This is a genomic window from Citrobacter sp. wls826 (assembly GCF_005281245.1).
GTDB classification, from domain to species: domain Bacteria; phylum Pseudomonadota; class Gammaproteobacteria; order Enterobacterales; family Enterobacteriaceae; genus Citrobacter; species Citrobacter braakii.
The window spans coordinates 71,269-86,105 of record NZ_SZWS01000064.1 but is presented as its reverse complement, the minus strand read 5'-3'; the positions used below and the strand labels follow the sequence as shown (position 1 = coordinate 86,105).

The following is a 14,837-nucleotide window of genomic DNA, read 5'->3' as shown; positions in this document are numbered from 1 at the left end:
GGCGGTGCGCTTTATTCCACCGCCGCGCTGAACGTTATTCGCGCTATTTACCTCGACGATAAGAGCATTCAAACCGTCAACGTTCGTAACGGTGGTGCTATCACTAATTTACCGGAAGAGGCGGTAGTTGAAGTGAACTGTGTGCTTACCCGTAATGGTCCGATTCCAATTTGTACTGGCGAGATCCCATCTCCTGCGAAAGGGATTGTTTCCATGATGAAAGACTATGAATCGCAGATCGTTAAAGCCGCCGCCACCGGCGATTATCAAGCGCTTATTTCTGGCTTTATTTTCAACCCATTATGCTCAAGCGATACTTCGGGCGTGGCGTTAGTCAAAGAGATGCTGCTGGCCAATAAAAAGTATCTTCCTTTATTCGCCAAAAAGATTGAATCACTTTAATAGCGAGAAGAAACGGATGAAATGTACAACGTTTGATACCAATGCCGCGCTGGCTGAACAGGTCGTTAGTGAGCTATCCGCGCTCAAACCACATTCTCGCGTGCTGATCCCCTCCGGTAGCACGCCTCACTGGATTTACGAAGCACTGGCAGCGACACCGTTTGCCGAACGCCTTACCTTCTTTGCGCTGGATGAGTGGGTCAACGTGCCCAGCGAATCAGATGGCAGTTGCCTAAACATGATTAATCAGGACTTTGTGCACAAATGTGCCTATCCGGTGCGGTTAGTCCATTTCAATCCGTTTGCCTCTACGGCACAAAATATTGCCCATTACCAAACCGCGCTCAACGGTGAAGAGTTTGACTATGTAATTCTGGGCGTGGGAATGAACGGGCATATCGGCTTAAACGAGCCGGGCGTGCCGTTTGATGAGGATTATCTACAAACTCAACTGGATGACGTAACAATTAACGTCGCCAGCCATAAATACTTCTCCGGAGATGTCACCCTCACCGAGGGTATTACCGTCGGGCTGAATAAAATCATCAAGGCTGGAAAGGTGATTGTCATCATCAACCACGATACGAAAAAAGATATTTATCAGGAGATTGTTAACGGCGATGCGCACCACACTCAGGTTCCTGCCATCTATATCAAGCAGTTCCCGCAGGTTAATTATTACGTGACAAAAAACCTTATAGGGTAAGCGGGCATGAGCATAACCTCTCTACTCGAACAAAAGATGTTGCCACTGGCCGAGAAAATCTCGTCAAACATCTACCTGACCGCACTAAAAAATGCGTTTATTGCCCTGATTCCCTTTTTGATTGTCGGTTCATTTTTCGTATTGTTAACCAACTTTCCTGTTAACGGCTATCACGAGTTTATGAGTTCGCTGTTAGGGGAAGGCGTGCTGGATAAGCTCAATTACGGGATTAACGCCAGCTACGGATTAATGACGCTGCTGGTGATTATCACCTTCTCAAAGGAGTTAGTTGAAAAGCTTAATCTCAGCCAAAGTTCCGCTATTTTACCGGTGGCGATCTTCTTCTTAATGTCGCCTGGTCATATTACGACAGGATCGGGAGAAATCGTCGCCGATGCTTACGCGTTGCTCGACTTTAGCTCTGAATCGATGTTCTTAGGGATTATCGTTACTGTGGTCACCATCAAGGTGGTTCAGTTTCTGGAAAACAGGGCTTTCACCATCAAGATGCCTGCGAGTGTCCCGCCAGAGATTGCCAGGTCGTTTAAATCGCTGGTACCTATCTTCTTAGTGCTACTGTTCTGGATTATCGTCAAGGTGCTGTTTGAGAACACGCCTTTTGGTACGCCGGGGAAATTTATCAGCGTCATGTTGCAACAGCCGTTGCTGTATCTGGGGAATTCCCTCTTATCGCAACTGATTGCTGAGATGATGATCAGTTTCTTCTGGTTCTTTGGGATCCATGGCGACTCTATCATGACATCCGTAATGGGGCCTATCTGGCAAACGCTCAGTGCGCAGAACCTGGCGCAAACTCAGGCCGGGCTGGTAGCGACCAACATCATTACTCAGCAGTTCAGGGATGTCTATTTGATTGCCGGCGGTACGGGTTTTACCGGGGCACTGTTGATTAGCATCTTTATGGTTGCCAAAAGTACGCGATTAAAGCAGCTCTCACGGCTGGCGGCACCGGCGGCAATTTTTAACATTAATGAGCCGGTTATTTTTGGTTTGCCAATCGTGCTTAATCCGCTGATGCTTATCCCGTTTATCATTACCCCAATGGTGCTGTGTACGGTTACTTATGTGGTTATCGCATTCGGCTGGGTTCCCCCCACCTCTGGTATCTCCATTCCCTGGACAACGCCGATCTTTATTTCTGGTTTCCTCACCACCGGGATTTCAGGCATTGTTTTACAGGCCGTGAATCTGGTTATCGCCACCGCGATTTATACACCGTTCGTGAAGATTTTAGATAAGCAGTATCTGCATGAAGAGAGTCAGTCAGAGAACGCTATGGGCGAAATGCAGCCCCAGCAGTAAGAGCACAGAATCCAGGCCGGATGAAGTATTTACATCATCCGGCACTTTCTGCAGACGAAGAGGTTAGATTTCGTTTTCCGCCAGTTCACGCAGATACTGGAAAATCTGACGTGCTGATTTCGGCGGCTTGTTGCCTTCTTGCTCTTTCTTCGCATTGCGAACCAGAGAACGAAGCTGCTGGCGATCGGCGTTTGGCCACAGGTTCAGCACTTCCGCTACCGCATCATCACCTTCGGCGATCAGGCGATCGCGCAGTTGCTCAAGCTTGTGAAACAGTACAACCTGTTGGTTGTGACGGTTTTTCAGCTTGTCCAGCGCCTGACGGATAGGATCAACATCGCGCTGGCGCAACATTTTGCCAATCAGCTGCAGCTGGCGGCGGCGACCTTCCATCTTAATACGCTGGGCCAACTCAATCGCGGCACGTAAATCCGCGTCGAGCGGGATTTTATCCAGCGCGTTTTTCCCCAGTTTTACCAGTTCCACACCCAGGTGTTTTAACTCCTCGGCGTCACGTTTTATTTCACTTTTACTAACCCAGATAATTTCATCGTCTTCGTCTTCGATGTCATCACCGGGAACGTCGTCGAGCCAGTCTTCGGGCTGCTTAGTCATGTCAGGCTCCTTAAAAAAAGAGGCTAATGTTACCAGTTAAGATGCGCACTGAAAAACGGTTCTCTGTTAGACTTCAGAGAAACTCTCTCTACATTATGGCATTTGCGATGAAAGTAATCTCACAAGTTGAAGCGCAGCGTAAGATTCTGGAAGAAGCGGTCTCGACGGCACTGGAATTAGCGTCAGGTAAGTCGGATGGCGCGGAAGTCGCTGTGAGCAAGACCACGGGTATTAGCGTCAGCACCCGTTATGGTGAAGTGGAGAACGTAGAATTCAATAGCGATGGCGCGCTGGGGATTACGGTTTATCACCAAAATCGTAAGGGCAGCGCATCGTCCACCGATTTAAGCCCGCAGGCGATTGCACGTACCGTGCAGGCCGCGCTGGATATTGCACGTTACACCTCACCGGACCCGTGCGCGGGCGTGGCAGATAAAGAACTGCTGGCCTTTGATGCGCCCGATTTGGATCTGTTCCACCCGGCGGAAGTTTCCCCTGACGAAGCTATCGAACTGGCAGCCCGCGCTGAACAGGCGGCGCTGCAGGCCGATAAGCGTATCACCAATACCGAGGGTGGCAGTTTTAACAGCCACTATGGCATCAAAGTGTTTGGTAACAGTCACGGGATGCTGCAGGGCTACTGTTCCACGCGTCACTCTCTTTCCAGCTGCGTCATCGCGGAAGAAAATGGCGATATGGAGCGTGATTACGCCTACACCATTGGCCGGGCGATGGGCGATCTGCAAACGCCGGAATGGGTGGGGGCAGACTGTGCTCGCCGCACCTTATCTCGCCTCTCTCCGCGTAAACTTTCCACCATGAAAGCGCCGGTGATTTTTGCCAACGAAGTGGCGACTGGGCTGTTCGGACATCTGGTCGGCGCGATTGCCGGTGGTTCGGTGTACCGTAAATCCACCTTCCTGCTCGACTCGCTGGGCAAACAAATTCTGCCGGAATGGCTGACTATTGAAGAACATCCGCACCTGCTGAAAGGGCTGGCGTCGTCGCCGTTCGACAGCGAAGGCGTACGGACCGAACGCCGTGACATTGTTAAAGACGGCGTGCTGACCCAATGGCTGCTGACCAACTATTCCGCACGTAAGCTGGGACTGAAGAGCACCGGTCATGCGGGCGGGATCCACAACTGGCGAATTCCGGGACAGGGTCTAAGCTTCGAGCAGTTGCTCAAAGAGATGGGCACAGGTCTTGTGGTTACCGAGCTGATGGGGCAGGGCGTTAGCGGCATTACCGGCGATTACTCGCGCGGCGCGGCGGGTTTTTGGGTCGAAAACGGCGAAATTCAGTATCCGGTGAGTGAAATTACCATCGCCGGGAACTTAAAAGAGATGTGGCGCAATATTGTGACCGTAGGCAACGATATTGAAACGCGCAGTAATATTCAGTGTGGTTCGGTATTGTTACCGGAGATGAAAATCGCCGGGCAATGATACTCGTTAAGGCGTTAATTTTTTAATAATAAAAAAGGAAGTGAGCAATGCGTAAACACCTGTTAGCGATCGTCGCGGCTTCAACGCTGGTACTTGGTTCTTCTGCGTTTGCAGCCGATCTCGAAGATGACATGGGGATCCTCAACGACAACCTGAAGATCGTCGAAAAAACGGACAATGCGACTGAACTGAAAGACGCGTTGACCAAAATGCGTGCAGCCGCGCTGGATGCTCAAAAGGGAACGCCACCGAAGCTGGAGAGCAAATCCCCGGACAGTGCGGAGATGAAAGATTTCCGCCACGGCTTTGACACGCTGATCGGTCAGATTGACGGCGCGCTTAAACTGGCGAACGAAGGTAAAGTCAAAGAGGCGAAAGCCGTTGCGGAAGACCTGAAAAAAACGCGCAACGAAAACCACAAGAAGTTCCGCTAATCTACTCTATCCGGCCTGCATAACCGTAGGCCGGATAAGACGCTGCGCCCCTGCATCCCATAAGTAAACGCTATCCCCATCACATTTTTTCATTTTTATCGTCCATTCATTGTTCGCATTTCCTTCCATTTTGCTGCTCACTCTTGCGATCTCAATCACATTCTTCCAGTGATTAATCGTGGTCCCGGCCCTTTTTGCGGCACAGATCACTATCGCTGCGCCCCTTTCCACTTCGAAGTGGAAAACAACTCGCTACAAACTTTTAACCCCCACCGCTAAGTTAACCTCAGAGCCACTAGTGGGGTAAGACGAGTGAATAACGGAGCTGTAATGAATGACATGGGGGAATCGGTGGAACTGGCCGACCGCATGCTGGCGCAGGTGTATGCCTTGCTGCGTGAACGCCACATTATTCCCAACGCTGTACAGGAACAGATGCTGACGTCGCATGTTCGCGCCATGGCGCACCGCTCGGTAACGGGTGAACCCTTACCAGAAGTCGATGCCAGCTTGTTTGATGAAATTTCTGCCGAATCAATGGCGCTTGCCCGTGACGTGGTCGCTGAGTTTGGCAATCTTCCTGAGGAAGAGGCCTGGCTGCTGTCGGTGCACTTCGAAGTCGCGAAAGACAACCTTTAAGGAGCAAAAGATGGAACAGATTACCGTAGTGATTGGCGATCGTCTGGGTAAAGGCCAGAAAGTGGCGGCAGGCGTTGAGAAAGCGGGCGGCCGTGCGGTTGTGGTGCCGGGCGTTGCGGCAGATATGAAGCTGGGTGACGTGATGAAAGCGGAAAACGCCACCTTTGGCATCTCGTTTTGCGGCAGTGGCGGCGCGGGTGCGATTACCGCGCAGACCAAATACGGCTACAAGGCGAAATACGGCATGCGCTCGGTTGATGAAGGGGTCACGGCCATCAACGAAGGTTGCAACGTGCTGGGGTTCGGTTTTATGGACAAAGAAGAACTCGGTGAGCGCCTGGTACAGGCGTGGCAAAAGAAACACGGCGCTTAAGCATGAAAGAACAATTCACCACCACGGTGAGAGTCACTGGCAAGGGCGAGGCCAAAGCGCGCGCCTTTGCCGATGCCCTGAACCACGTTCAGGCAGCGGTGATGAAAGCGTCGCCGCATATCTTACTGCGTATTGAGCCACAGGATGTGCAGGTTGTTCAAGCGCGTGAATCGGTGCGCAAAGAGGCATTTTTATTCCTCTTTTTGCGCCGGGAAAGACGCACCTTCAGCGTGGAGCTGGACGTGACCGTCAACGTGACTGCCATCAATCTCGACAAGGTGGATTTCGTTACGCAACGCTGATTCTTTATTAAAAGGCATAATTATGTTCCTGATAATATTAATAAAATCGCTCATCATCGGCGGCCTGGTTGGCGTCGGTGTCGGCGCTGGGGCTGCACGCATGTTTCATGCGCCTACCACTCAAGGGATGGGCGCGTTTCGTACTCTGGGAGAACTGAATTCCTGCGAAGGGGATCCGGCTTCTCACTTCTCGTTCGGCCTGGGCTTCTTCTTTAACGCCTGGGCTTCCTCCGTTGCGGCGGGGGCGTTCACTCAGGACGTCGACCATCGCATCATCCCCAACTGGGGCGCTGCTGCGCTGATGGTTAAAAACCGCAACGTCGGTGAAACGCTGCACGATCCCAAGCGCATGGCGATTGCCTGCGGCGTTATCGGGATGATCGTCGTGACCTTCCTGAATCTTACGGCGTCATCCGTACCGGAAGCGTTGCAGGTGACTGCCGTCAAGGTGCTGGTTCCTGCGGCTAACCTGCTGGTTAACACCGTGATGCCAGTAATCTTCTGGCTGGCGGCGATCGATGCCGGTAAAAAATCAGGCTTCTGGGCCACCGTCTTTGGCGGTGCGGCGCAGCTGATTATGGGCAACGCCGTTCCGGGTCTGGTCCTTGGCATTCTGATCGGTAAAGGCGTGGAAGAGAGCGGCTGGAACCACGTCACTAAAGTGATGATGGTGGCTATCGTCGCGCTGTTTGTCCTGAGCGGCTTCTTCCGCGGTTTCGACATGAAGATGATCGAATCCTTCCATCTGACCGTGCCTAACTGGCTCGAACTGATCCACAACTCGCTCAGCGGCAAATAACGGAGGCCGTCATGGAACAGAATAAAGGTTTTTGGTTCGCTGACTGGTCGTTCCCGATCTTCGTTGGCCTGCTCTCCTCTGGCGTATTTGCCGGAACGCACATGTACTACCTGTACGGTATTGGCGCATTTAACGAAGTCGCTTTTGTGGCGATGCTGAAGGCGGGAATGGACACCGGCTCCTACGGGGCGGTGGCGGCATTTGGTGCAAGCTTCCTGTTTGCCCGCATCATTGAAGGTTCGCTGGTGGGGATTCTGGATATTGGCGGGGCGATTCAGACCGGGGTCGGGTTAGGTGTTCCGGCGCTGCTGCTGGGCGCAGGCATTATCTTCCCGGTTGCCAACTTCGCAGCGTCGCTGGTCACCGGTCTGGTGATTGGTCTGGCGATTGGCTACATCATTATTCTGGCGCGTAAGTTCACCATCAATCAGAGCGACTCGACCTACGGTGCGGATGTCATGATGGGGGCCGGTAACGCCTCTGGCCGCTTCCTCGGGCCATTGATTATCCTCAGCGCGATGACGGCGTCTATCCCTATCGGCATCGGTTCACTGGTGGGCGCGCTGCTGTTTTACCTGTGGCAGAAACCGATCACCGGCGGGGCGATCCTTGGGGCGATGATCCTCGGGTCCATCTTCCCGATTGCCATTAGCTAACTGTTGATTTGTAGGCCGGATGAGGCGGTTGCGCCGCCATCCGGCAAAGGAGAGAGCGATGTTTGATTTACTCCTGCGCCGTGCGCGCCTCGTTGACGATACGGTGAGCGATATTGCGCTCAAAGACGGCAAAATTGCGGCGTTGGGCGACGTTGATGGCCCGGCGCTGAAAACCATCGAACTGGGCGGCGAGTACTACGTCAGCGCAGGTTGGATTGATTCCCACGTTCACTGCTATCCGAAATCCCCGATTTATCACGACCAGCCGGACAGCGTCGGTATAGCTACCGGCGTTACCACGGTGGTGGATGCGGGCAGTACCGGGGCGGATGATATCGATGATTTTTATACCCTGACCCGGGAAGCGGCCACCGAAGTGTATGCGCTGCTGAATATCTCCCGCGTTGGGCTTATCGCCCAGAACGAGCTGGCTAATATGGCCAACATTGACGCCGATGCGGTGCGACAGGCGGTGAAGCGCCATCCTGATTTTATCGTCGGCCTGAAGGCGCGCATGAGCAGCAGCGTGGTCGGTGAAAACGGCATTACGCCGCTGGAGCGCGCCAAAGCGATGCAAGCGCAGAACGGTGACCTGCCGCTGATGGTGCACATCGGCAACAATCCGCCGGATCTGGATGAGATCGCCGAACGCCTGACCGCGGGCGACATCATTACCCACTGCTACAACGGTAAGCCGAATCGCATTCTGACGCCGCAAGGCGAGCTGCGAGCGTCAGTTACGCGGGCGATTTCACGCGGTGTGCGTCTGGACGTTGGGCATGGCACCGCCAGCCTGAGCTTTGCGGTGGCAAAACGCGCTATCGGTCTGGGCATTTTGCCGCACACCATCAGCTCCGATATTTATTGTCGCAACCGTATCAGCGGCCCGGTGTATTCCCTGGCGAATGTGATGTCGAAATTTCTCGCCATTGGGATGTCGCTCCCGCAGGTCATTGAGTGCGTTACTGCCAATGCCGCCGATGGTCTGCGCCTGAAACAGAAAGGGCGGCTGCAGGTTGGTCTGGATGCCGATTTAACCCTCTTTACGCTTAAGCGCCAGCCAACCGTGCTGGTAGATGCAGAAAACGACAGCCTGCAGGCTGAACAACTGCTGGTGCCGCTTGCCGCAATACGTGCGGGCAAGGGCTATATGACCGAACAAGGGAGCGCGGAACATGCCTTCGATTTTTGAGAAATACAATTTAAAACAGGTGATTAACACCTCAGGCCGCATGACGGCGCTCGGCGTTTCTACGCCACGACCAGAAGTGGTTGAGGCCGCAATGGCGGGGATGAATCAATATTTTGAGATGAAAGACCTGGTCAATAAAACCGGTGACTACATCGCGAAATTGCTGGAGGTGGAAGGGGCAACCGTCGTCTCCTGCGCTTCGGCCGGAATCGCCCTGTCAGTGGCTGGAGTACTGGTTAAGGACAGCGACTGGCTGCTGGAGAACCTGCACGTCGCGCCGATCGAGAACAACGAAATCGTGCTGCCCAGAGGCCACAACGTCAACTTTGGCGCTCCGGTTGGCACCATGGTGGCGCTCGGCGGCGGCAAGCTAGTGGAAGCGGGTTATGCCAACGAATGTTCCGCCACTCAGTTGGCGGCGGCCATTACGCCACGCACGGCGGCCATTCTGTATATCAAATCTCACCACTGCGTCCAGAAAAGCATGCTCAGCGTGGAACAGGCTGCGGTGGTGGCGCGTACGCATAATCTGCCACTAATCGTGGATGCGGCAGCGGAAGAGGATTTGCAGTGCTACTACCGGGTTGGTGCGGAGCTGGTGATTTATAGCGGTGCGAAGGCGATTGAAGGGCCAACCAGCGGCCTGGTGATTGGCAAAACCCAATACGTTGAGTGGGTGAAGCGCCAGACCGCGGGGATTGGCCGGGCGATGAAGGTGGGTAAAGAGGGGATTCTTGGCCTGACCTGCGCCATCGAACTGTATCTGAACGCGCAGAAAGAGAGCGGCGCGGAGATGGTCGAGAAAATGACGCCGTTCATTAATGCGTTAAACCAGCTTCACGGCGTAAGTGCCCGCGTGGTGTGGGACAGCGCAGGGCGCGACATCGCGCGCACGGAAATTAAGTTTGACGAAGCGGTAACCGGGATCGCCACAGGTGAACTGGTCGACGCGCTCAAGCAGGGAGAGTACGCGATTTACTTCCGTGGTTACAAAGCTAACGAAGGCATTATCGAAGCCGATGTGCGCAGCGTGGATCGCGCGCAACTGGAGATTGTGGCCCGTCGAATTGGTGAAGTGATTTCGCAGGAGAAAAAAGCATGAAACTGACCCCTAACTTTTATCGCGACCGCGTCTGCCTGAACGTGCTGGCGGGCTCCAAAGAAAATGCCCGGGATATTTACGCGGCGGCGGAAGGACACGTGCTGGTCGGTGTGTTGTCAAAAAATTACCCGGATGTCGCAAGCGCGGTCGCGGATATGCGTGAATACGCAGCGCTTATCGACAATGCCCTCTCCGTGGGGCTGGGGGCGGGCGATCCAAACCAGTCGGCGATGGTCAGTGAAATCTCCCGTCAGGTGCAGCCACAGCATGTTAATCAGGTCTTTACCGGCGTGGCGACCAGCCGCGCGCTGCTGGGTCAGCAGGAGACGGTGGTCAACGGTCTGGTCTCGCCAACTGGCACACCGGGCAGGGTGAAAATCTCCACCGGTCCGCTGAGCAGCCAGACGCCGGACGGCATTGTGCCGGTAGAAACCGCGATTGCGTTGCTCAAAGACATGGGGGGGAGCTCGATTAAATACTTCCCAATGGGTGGCCTGAAGTGCCGTGAGGAATACATTGCAGTTGCCCAGGCCTGCGCCCGCCATGACTTCTGGCTGGAGCCAACTGGCGGTATCGATCTGGATAATTTCACTGAAATTTTGCAGATCGCCCTGGATGCCGGAGTGAGCAAAATCATTCCTCACATCTATAGTTCGATTATTGATAAGGTGAGTGGTAACACCCGACCGGACGACGTGCGCCAGCTGATGGCGATGACCCGGGCCTGCGTAGGCTAACTGACTGATGAGGAAACTGACGTGCGATTCCCCAACCAACGTTTAGCGCAGCTGTTTGGCATGCTGCAAAACGAAGCGCTTCCACAGGACGAGCTGGCGCAGCGGTTGTCGGTTTCCACACGCACCGTACGGGCGGATATCACTGCGCTAAACGCGCTGCTCACCCAGTACGGCGCGCAGTTTGTCCTCAGCCGGGGTAACGGTTATCAACTCAAAATTGACGACCCGGCACGTTATCATGCCCTGCAAACGCAGCGACCAGACGCGTTGCTGCGCATCCCTCGCACCAGCCAGGAGCGGGTGCACTGGCTGGTGGTTCGTTTTCTGACGTCGGCCTTTTCGCTGAAGCTGGAGGATTTGGCTGATGAATGGTTTATCAGCCGCGCGACGCTGCAAAACGATATGGCTGAGGTGCGCGAGCATCTGCAACGTTATCATCTGACGTTGGAAACGCGCCCCCGTCACGGTATGAAACTGTTTGGCAGCGAGATGGCGATCCGCGCCTGTTTGACCGATCTGCTATGGACGCTGGCGCAGCAGGATCCACAGCACCCGCTAGTGACGCAAGAGGCACTAAATGCCGGGATCCCTGAACAGCTACAACCTGTTTTGCAGGATATTTTTGCCCGTTTTCACATTCGCCTGACCGATGAGGGTGAGCTGTTTTTGCGGTTGTACTGTGCGGTGGCGGTACGGCGGATTAGCGAAGGGTATCCCCTCCCGGAATTTGCCGCAGAAGAAGCCGAGCAATCGGTGTGCCTGGCCACGCGGGAAATCGCAGCGGTATTGCACCGACTGGCGGATAAACCGCTTACCGTTTCCGAAGAGAACTGGCTGCAGGTGCATATCGCCGCCCGCCAGGTACAAGAGATCGCCCCCAGCGCCATCAATGCGGATGATGACGAAGCGCTGGTTAATTACATCCTGCGGTTTATCAACAGCCAGTACAACTACAACCTGTTGAATGACAAACAGTTACATGCTGACCTTCTGACGCATATTAAGACGATGATCACCCGGGTGCGTTACCAGATAATGATCCCCAATCCGCTACTGGAAAATATTAAACAGCACTACCCGATGGCGTGGGACATGACGCTGGCCGCCGTCTCGGGATGGGGAAAATATACGCCGTACACCATCAGTGAAAATGAGATTGGCTTCCTTGTGCTGCATATTGGCGTCGGGCTGGAGCGTAGTTACAACATCGGTTACCAGAGGCAGCCGAAAGTTCTGCTGGTATGCGATGCTGGAAATGCGATGCTGCGGATGATTGAGGCGGTGCTGGCGCGTAAGTATCCGCAGATAGAAATCGTTGATACCGTGACGCTACGCGACTACGAACAGCGGGAAAGCATCAGCGAAGATTTCGTCATCTCTACCGCGCGGGTTGGTGAAAAAGATAAGCCTGTGGTGATGATTGCACCGTTCCCTACCGATTATCAACTGGAGCAAATTGGCAAACTGGTGCTGGTCGACAGAACCCGTCCGTGGATGTTGAACAAATTCTTCGATGCCGCCCATTTTCGTGTGATCGACGAGCCAATGGATCAACAAACGTTGTTCAACGTTTTATGTCGCCAGTTGCAGGATGAAGGCTTTGTCGATGCGGAGTTTCTTGATTCGGTGGTTGAACGTGAGGCCATCGTCAGCACCATGCTGGGTGACAGCATTGCCCTGCCGCACGCCCTCGGTCTGCTGGCAAAGAAAACGGTGGTCTACACCATCCTCGCCCCGCAGGGTATCGCCTGGGGGGATGAAACGGCGCATGTGATCTTCCTGCTCGCCATCAGCAAAAGCGAATACGAAGAAGCGATGGCGATCTACGATATTTTCGTCACCTTCCTGCGCGAGCGCGCGATGACGCGGCTCTGCGCGTGCCGGAATTTCAGCGAGTTCAAAACGGTTGCAATGGAGTGTGTGAGCCGTTTTTAACGACGCTGCAACTATCTTGCTGCGTCGTCTCCTGCAACTGTTACCCTTAATTTCAAGAGGATAACATCACGCGACGACGGTCGTTAACTGCCCGGGAAAGCTAATTTGAATCAACCCACCCCAGGCGCACATTAACTGCGATTGCGCAGTAAGAGCCGGCGCATTGCCGACTATTATCGTCGGTGAACCGGGCATCCATGGCGCAATGGTGGCAGGAATGCACGGCATTGGCGTCAGCACGCCGAGCGCCGCGGCGGTTGCGGCAGCAACGGTCGGGTTGGCGATGCTGTTGCACATCCCGAACGGCAGAATGTTTACAAATGGTTTGTTATCCATAATATTCGCCATCGGCAGGCTGTTGACGATAGTTCGGCTGGTGGGCAACACGTTCAGTGTGGCGGGCGCTATGCCAAACGAGCAGTGCAGCATTGCGCCTGTACATACGGCAGGACAACTCATGGCAGTACCCCCAATTGTCTCCACAGTCGGCGAGCGGACTCATCACCAGTAATCAGTTCATTGAGCAGTTCTGGTAGTGGCGTATGTCCCCAGATATAGGCCCGCTGCAGTAGATACGGTACCGGACTGTGGGGCTCGGTACGCGCCAGATAATCGGCTACCTGTTTAATCATCTGATATGCCTCTTCGCGGTGAAGAAACGTGGCACCGTTGCTGACCGTTGATGCAGTTTCTTGCCCGACAGGTGGCGACTGTTCCGGCAAGGTGTTGCCCAACGCCTGCAGACAGGTCTTGATTTTTTGCTCAAGTGCCTTGAATGAAGGTGCCGATTCGGTAGGCCAACTCTGACAGACGTTGTTGAGCCGTTGGAGCCACTCCGTGCTGGATGTCAGGGATAATATGGTGGCCTCGTCCGCGCCAGGCAGCGGAACGTCAGCTAATTTTCCCTGCTGCCACTGGGTCAGGGAGATGTTTTCCCCATGAGCTATAAACAGCGGGGCTTCAGCGACCAGCGTGGCGTAATGTTGCGCTATCCAGCATAGTGGCGCGGCGCGATAGTCATAGTCACCTTCTTTAATTTTAGGATGTAATTGCTCCGGGTATTGCTCCAGCGCCAGGGTCACTAATTCCAGCGCATTGGGCAGGGCTGCTAAGCCGTGAACTCTAATCCATGCCTCACCCAACCAGCTCATAATGACCAGATCCTTACTGAGCGTTTTCGTCAGCACAGTGGCGATTTTGGCGACTTCATCCCAGTCGGCGCGGCGCGGCGTACTTTGCCAGACGCCGGTGGGCAGCGTTTCGTCATCCTGCTGGCGGGCGGTGACCAACTGGTCGAACTCTGGTGAATAACGGATAGAGTCCCCGCACGGATTATCCGCCTGAATGGGGGCCAGTAATGCCTCAATATGTTCCATCATTTTCCTCCTGATAATCCCTGCTCGGTAAGCGGTATCCATGGTAGCGGCGCTTTGCTTTGTGCATCTAACAACGTGACCTGCCAAAATACGGTTGACTGCAATTGCTTCTGACCATCGCCCACGGGGAGCGAAAAACGCAGCGGCAGCGGTTGCGTCGGCGCGCCACCGACGCGCTGTTGTTCAATCATCCTGAGCAGTGCCCACGCTCCCTGCCAGCGCCAACGACCAGTATCACCGCTTACCGTTACGCCTGTCTGTGACAGGCCTGGCATTGGACGCCATGCGGAATTGGCTGCCCAGCGCAGACTAAAGTTCAGACTATCACCGCTGCGCCAGTGCAGGTCAGTTGTGCCGCCGGGGTAGCTAATCGATTGTTGATTACCGACAAGCCGCCAGTCGGCAATCTGATCCGCGCCAGCCTCATGGTTGCGTGAGGTCCGCCAGATAACCCGTAACGTCACGCCTTCAGGGCTGACCAACGCCGACAGTAACGGCTGTGCCGCTGCCAGTTGTTGAATGAGTGGCGGCTGTTCGGATAGCGTTTCGGCGGGGAGTTGCGCCAGTAAAAGAGTCAGTTCACGTACCCGATCGACATCTGCATCTGTTGAGTGCGGCACGGCGGTAAAGGGGAAGCGCCCTGCAAGCCAGGTGTTGTACAGATTGAAGATCTTCTGTACCGCACCAATGCTGGCCTGTTGGCGTAACTGCTGACATTTTTGCAATGATGCGTCTGCCAGCGCGTTCAGCGACTGACCGTAAAAATCGTTACTGCTGGCGGTGCGAAACTGCGTCAGT

The 14,837-nt window shown here is 54.3% G+C and carries 16 protein-coding genes and 2 pseudogenes; 14 read left to right on the top strand and 4 right to left on the bottom strand.

Annotated elements, in window-relative coordinates:
• The 3 genes and pseudogenes from FDW87_RS23190 to FDW87_RS20350 all read left to right on the top strand — a co-directional run.
• Positions 1–402, top strand: a pseudogene (locus tag FDW87_RS23190) (6-phospho-beta-glucosidase); the annotation flags it as partial.
• A gap of 16 nt (positions 403–418) precedes the next feature.
• Positions 419–1,108 carry a 6-phosphogluconolactonase gene (locus FDW87_RS20355; protein ID WP_016155538.1) on the top strand — a complete coding sequence of 230 codons (690 nt, stop codon included), beginning with the start codon at positions 419–421 and terminating at the stop codon, positions 1,106–1,108.
• 6 nt (positions 1,109–1,114) lie between these two features.
• Positions 1,115–2,431, top strand: coding sequence for a PTS sugar transporter subunit IIC (locus FDW87_RS20350; protein WP_016155539.1), 1,317 nt, complete (start codon positions 1,115–1,117; stop codon positions 2,429–2,431).
• A gap of 63 nt (positions 2,432–2,494) precedes the next feature.
• On the opposite strand, the gene yjgA is transcribed toward FDW87_RS20350, so the two are convergent.
• Complete coding sequence (yjgA, locus tag FDW87_RS20345) at positions 2,495–3,046, bottom strand: ribosome biogenesis factor YjgA (protein ID WP_016151465.1); 552 nt, start codon at positions 3,044–3,046, stop codon at positions 2,495–2,497.
• Positions 3,047–3,141: 95 nt separating this feature from the next.
• On the opposite strand from yjgA, the gene pmbA reads away from it, so the two are divergent.
• From pmbA to FDW87_RS20290, 11 genes are all read left to right on the top strand, one after another.
• Positions 3,142–4,494 carry a metalloprotease PmbA gene (gene pmbA, locus FDW87_RS20340; protein ID WP_047358563.1) on the top strand — a complete coding sequence of 451 codons (1,353 nt, stop codon included), beginning with the start codon at positions 3,142–3,144 and terminating at the stop codon, positions 4,492–4,494.
• Positions 4,495–4,541: 47 nt separating this feature from the next.
• Positions 4,542–4,928 (top strand): cytochrome b562, encoded by a 387-nt coding sequence (cybC, locus tag FDW87_RS20335; RefSeq protein WP_016155540.1) that lies wholly within the window; start codon positions 4,542–4,544, stop codon positions 4,926–4,928.
• A gap of 330 nt (positions 4,929–5,258) precedes the next feature.
• Entirely contained in the window at positions 5,259–5,567 is a 309-nt protein-coding gene (locus FDW87_RS20330) for a PRD domain-containing protein (protein ID WP_016151467.1), read from the top strand.
• A 10-nt stretch (positions 5,568–5,577) separates the two neighbouring features.
• Complete coding sequence (locus FDW87_RS20325) at positions 5,578–5,940, top strand: SFCGS family glycine-rich protein (protein ID WP_003830384.1); 363 nt, start codon at positions 5,578–5,580, stop codon at positions 5,938–5,940.
• A gap of 2 nt (positions 5,941–5,942) precedes the next feature.
• The gene (locus FDW87_RS20320; protein ID WP_016151468.1) at positions 5,943–6,242 is read left to right on the top strand and encodes a DUF4312 family protein; all 300 of its coding nucleotides are present in this window, start codon (positions 5,943–5,945) and stop codon (positions 6,240–6,242) included.
• Between the two features lie 22 nt (positions 6,243–6,264).
• Complete coding sequence (locus tag FDW87_RS20315) at positions 6,265–7,041, top strand: DUF4311 domain-containing protein (RefSeq protein WP_005134210.1); 777 nt, start codon at positions 6,265–6,267, stop codon at positions 7,039–7,041.
• Positions 7,042–7,052: 11 nt separating this feature from the next.
• Positions 7,053–7,697, top strand: a complete 645-nt coding sequence (locus tag FDW87_RS20310) for a DUF4310 family protein (RefSeq protein WP_137380110.1) — start codon at positions 7,053–7,055, stop codon at positions 7,695–7,697.
• A gap of 58 nt (positions 7,698–7,755) precedes the next feature.
• Positions 7,756–8,889 carry an amidohydrolase/deacetylase family metallohydrolase gene (locus tag FDW87_RS20305; protein WP_016151469.1) on the top strand — a complete coding sequence of 378 codons (1,134 nt, stop codon included), beginning with the start codon at positions 7,756–7,758 and terminating at the stop codon, positions 8,887–8,889.
• The gene (locus tag FDW87_RS20300) at positions 8,873–9,991 is read left to right on the top strand and encodes a DgaE family pyridoxal phosphate-dependent ammonia lyase (protein ID WP_137380109.1); all 1,119 of its coding nucleotides are present in this window, start codon (positions 8,873–8,875) and stop codon (positions 9,989–9,991) included. Before FDW87_RS20305 ends, FDW87_RS20300 begins: the two co-directional genes overlap by 17 nt.
• On the top strand, positions 9,988–10,728 hold the full coding sequence (locus FDW87_RS20295; RefSeq protein ID WP_016151471.1) for a KDGP aldolase family protein: 741 nt from the start codon (positions 9,988–9,990) through the stop codon (positions 10,726–10,728). Before FDW87_RS20300 ends, FDW87_RS20295 begins: the two co-directional genes overlap by 4 nt.
• 21 nt (positions 10,729–10,749) lie before the next feature.
• The gene (locus FDW87_RS20290) at positions 10,750–12,663 is read left to right on the top strand and encodes a transcription antiterminator (RefSeq protein WP_049043244.1); all 1,914 of its coding nucleotides are present in this window, start codon (positions 10,750–10,752) and stop codon (positions 12,661–12,663) included.
• A gap of 66 nt (positions 12,664–12,729) precedes the next feature.
• Here the strand turns inward: FDW87_RS20290 and FDW87_RS20285 are convergent, their stop codons facing one another.
• The 3 genes and pseudogenes from FDW87_RS20285 to FDW87_RS23185 all read right to left on the bottom strand — a co-directional run.
• The gene (locus tag FDW87_RS20285; protein ID WP_016155543.1) at positions 12,730–13,122 is read right to left on the bottom strand and encodes a DUF4280 domain-containing protein; all 393 of its coding nucleotides are present in this window, start codon (positions 13,120–13,122) and stop codon (positions 12,730–12,732) included.
• Positions 13,119–14,042 carry an ImpA family type VI secretion system protein gene (locus FDW87_RS20280; protein ID WP_230330185.1) on the bottom strand — a complete coding sequence of 308 codons (924 nt, stop codon included), beginning with the start codon at positions 14,040–14,042 and terminating at the stop codon, positions 13,119–13,121. Before FDW87_RS20280 ends, FDW87_RS20285 begins: the two co-directional genes overlap by 4 nt.
• Positions 14,039–14,837, bottom strand: a pseudogene (locus FDW87_RS23185) (hypothetical protein); the annotation flags it as partial. The gene FDW87_RS20280 and the pseudogene FDW87_RS23185, both read right to left, overlap by 4 nt.

Coding starts and splice junctions, on each gene's coding strand:
- FDW87_RS20325 (WP_003830384.1), top strand. CDS start 5,578: ATGGAACAGATTACCGTAGTGATTGGCGATCGTCTGGGTAAAGGCCAG.
- FDW87_RS20300 (WP_137380109.1), top strand. CDS start 8,873: ATGCCTTCGATTTTTGAGAAATACAATTTAAAACAGGTGATTAACACC.
- FDW87_RS20320 (WP_016151468.1), top strand. CDS start 5,943: ATGAAAGAACAATTCACCACCACGGTGAGAGTCACTGGCAAGGGCGAG.
- FDW87_RS20355 (WP_016155538.1), top strand. CDS start 419: ATGAAATGTACAACGTTTGATACCAATGCCGCGCTGGCTGAACAGGTC.
- FDW87_RS20310 (WP_137380110.1), top strand. CDS start 7,053: ATGGAACAGAATAAAGGTTTTTGGTTCGCTGACTGGTCGTTCCCGATC.
- FDW87_RS20330 (WP_016151467.1), top strand. CDS start 5,259: ATGAATGACATGGGGGAATCGGTGGAACTGGCCGACCGCATGCTGGCG.
- FDW87_RS20285 (WP_016155543.1), bottom strand. CDS start 13,122: ATGAGTTGTCCTGCCGTATGTACAGGCGCAATGCTGCACTGCTCGTTT.
- FDW87_RS20295 (WP_016151471.1), top strand. CDS start 9,988: ATGAAACTGACCCCTAACTTTTATCGCGACCGCGTCTGCCTGAACGTG.
- FDW87_RS20305 (WP_016151469.1), top strand. CDS start 7,756: ATGTTTGATTTACTCCTGCGCCGTGCGCGCCTCGTTGACGATACGGTG.
- yjgA (WP_016151465.1), bottom strand. CDS start 3,046: ATGACTAAGCAGCCCGAAGACTGGCTCGACGACGTTCCCGGTGATGAC.
- pmbA (WP_047358563.1), top strand. CDS start 3,142: ATGGCATTTGCGATGAAAGTAATCTCACAAGTTGAAGCGCAGCGTAAG.
- FDW87_RS20315 (WP_005134210.1), top strand. CDS start 6,265: ATGTTCCTGATAATATTAATAAAATCGCTCATCATCGGCGGCCTGGTT.
- FDW87_RS20280 (WP_230330185.1), bottom strand. CDS start 14,042: ATGATGGAACATATTGAGGCATTACTGGCCCCCATTCAGGCGGATAAT.
- FDW87_RS20350 (WP_016155539.1), top strand. CDS start 1,115: ATGAGCATAACCTCTCTACTCGAACAAAAGATGTTGCCACTGGCCGAG.
- cybC (WP_016155540.1), top strand. CDS start 4,542: ATGCGTAAACACCTGTTAGCGATCGTCGCGGCTTCAACGCTGGTACTT.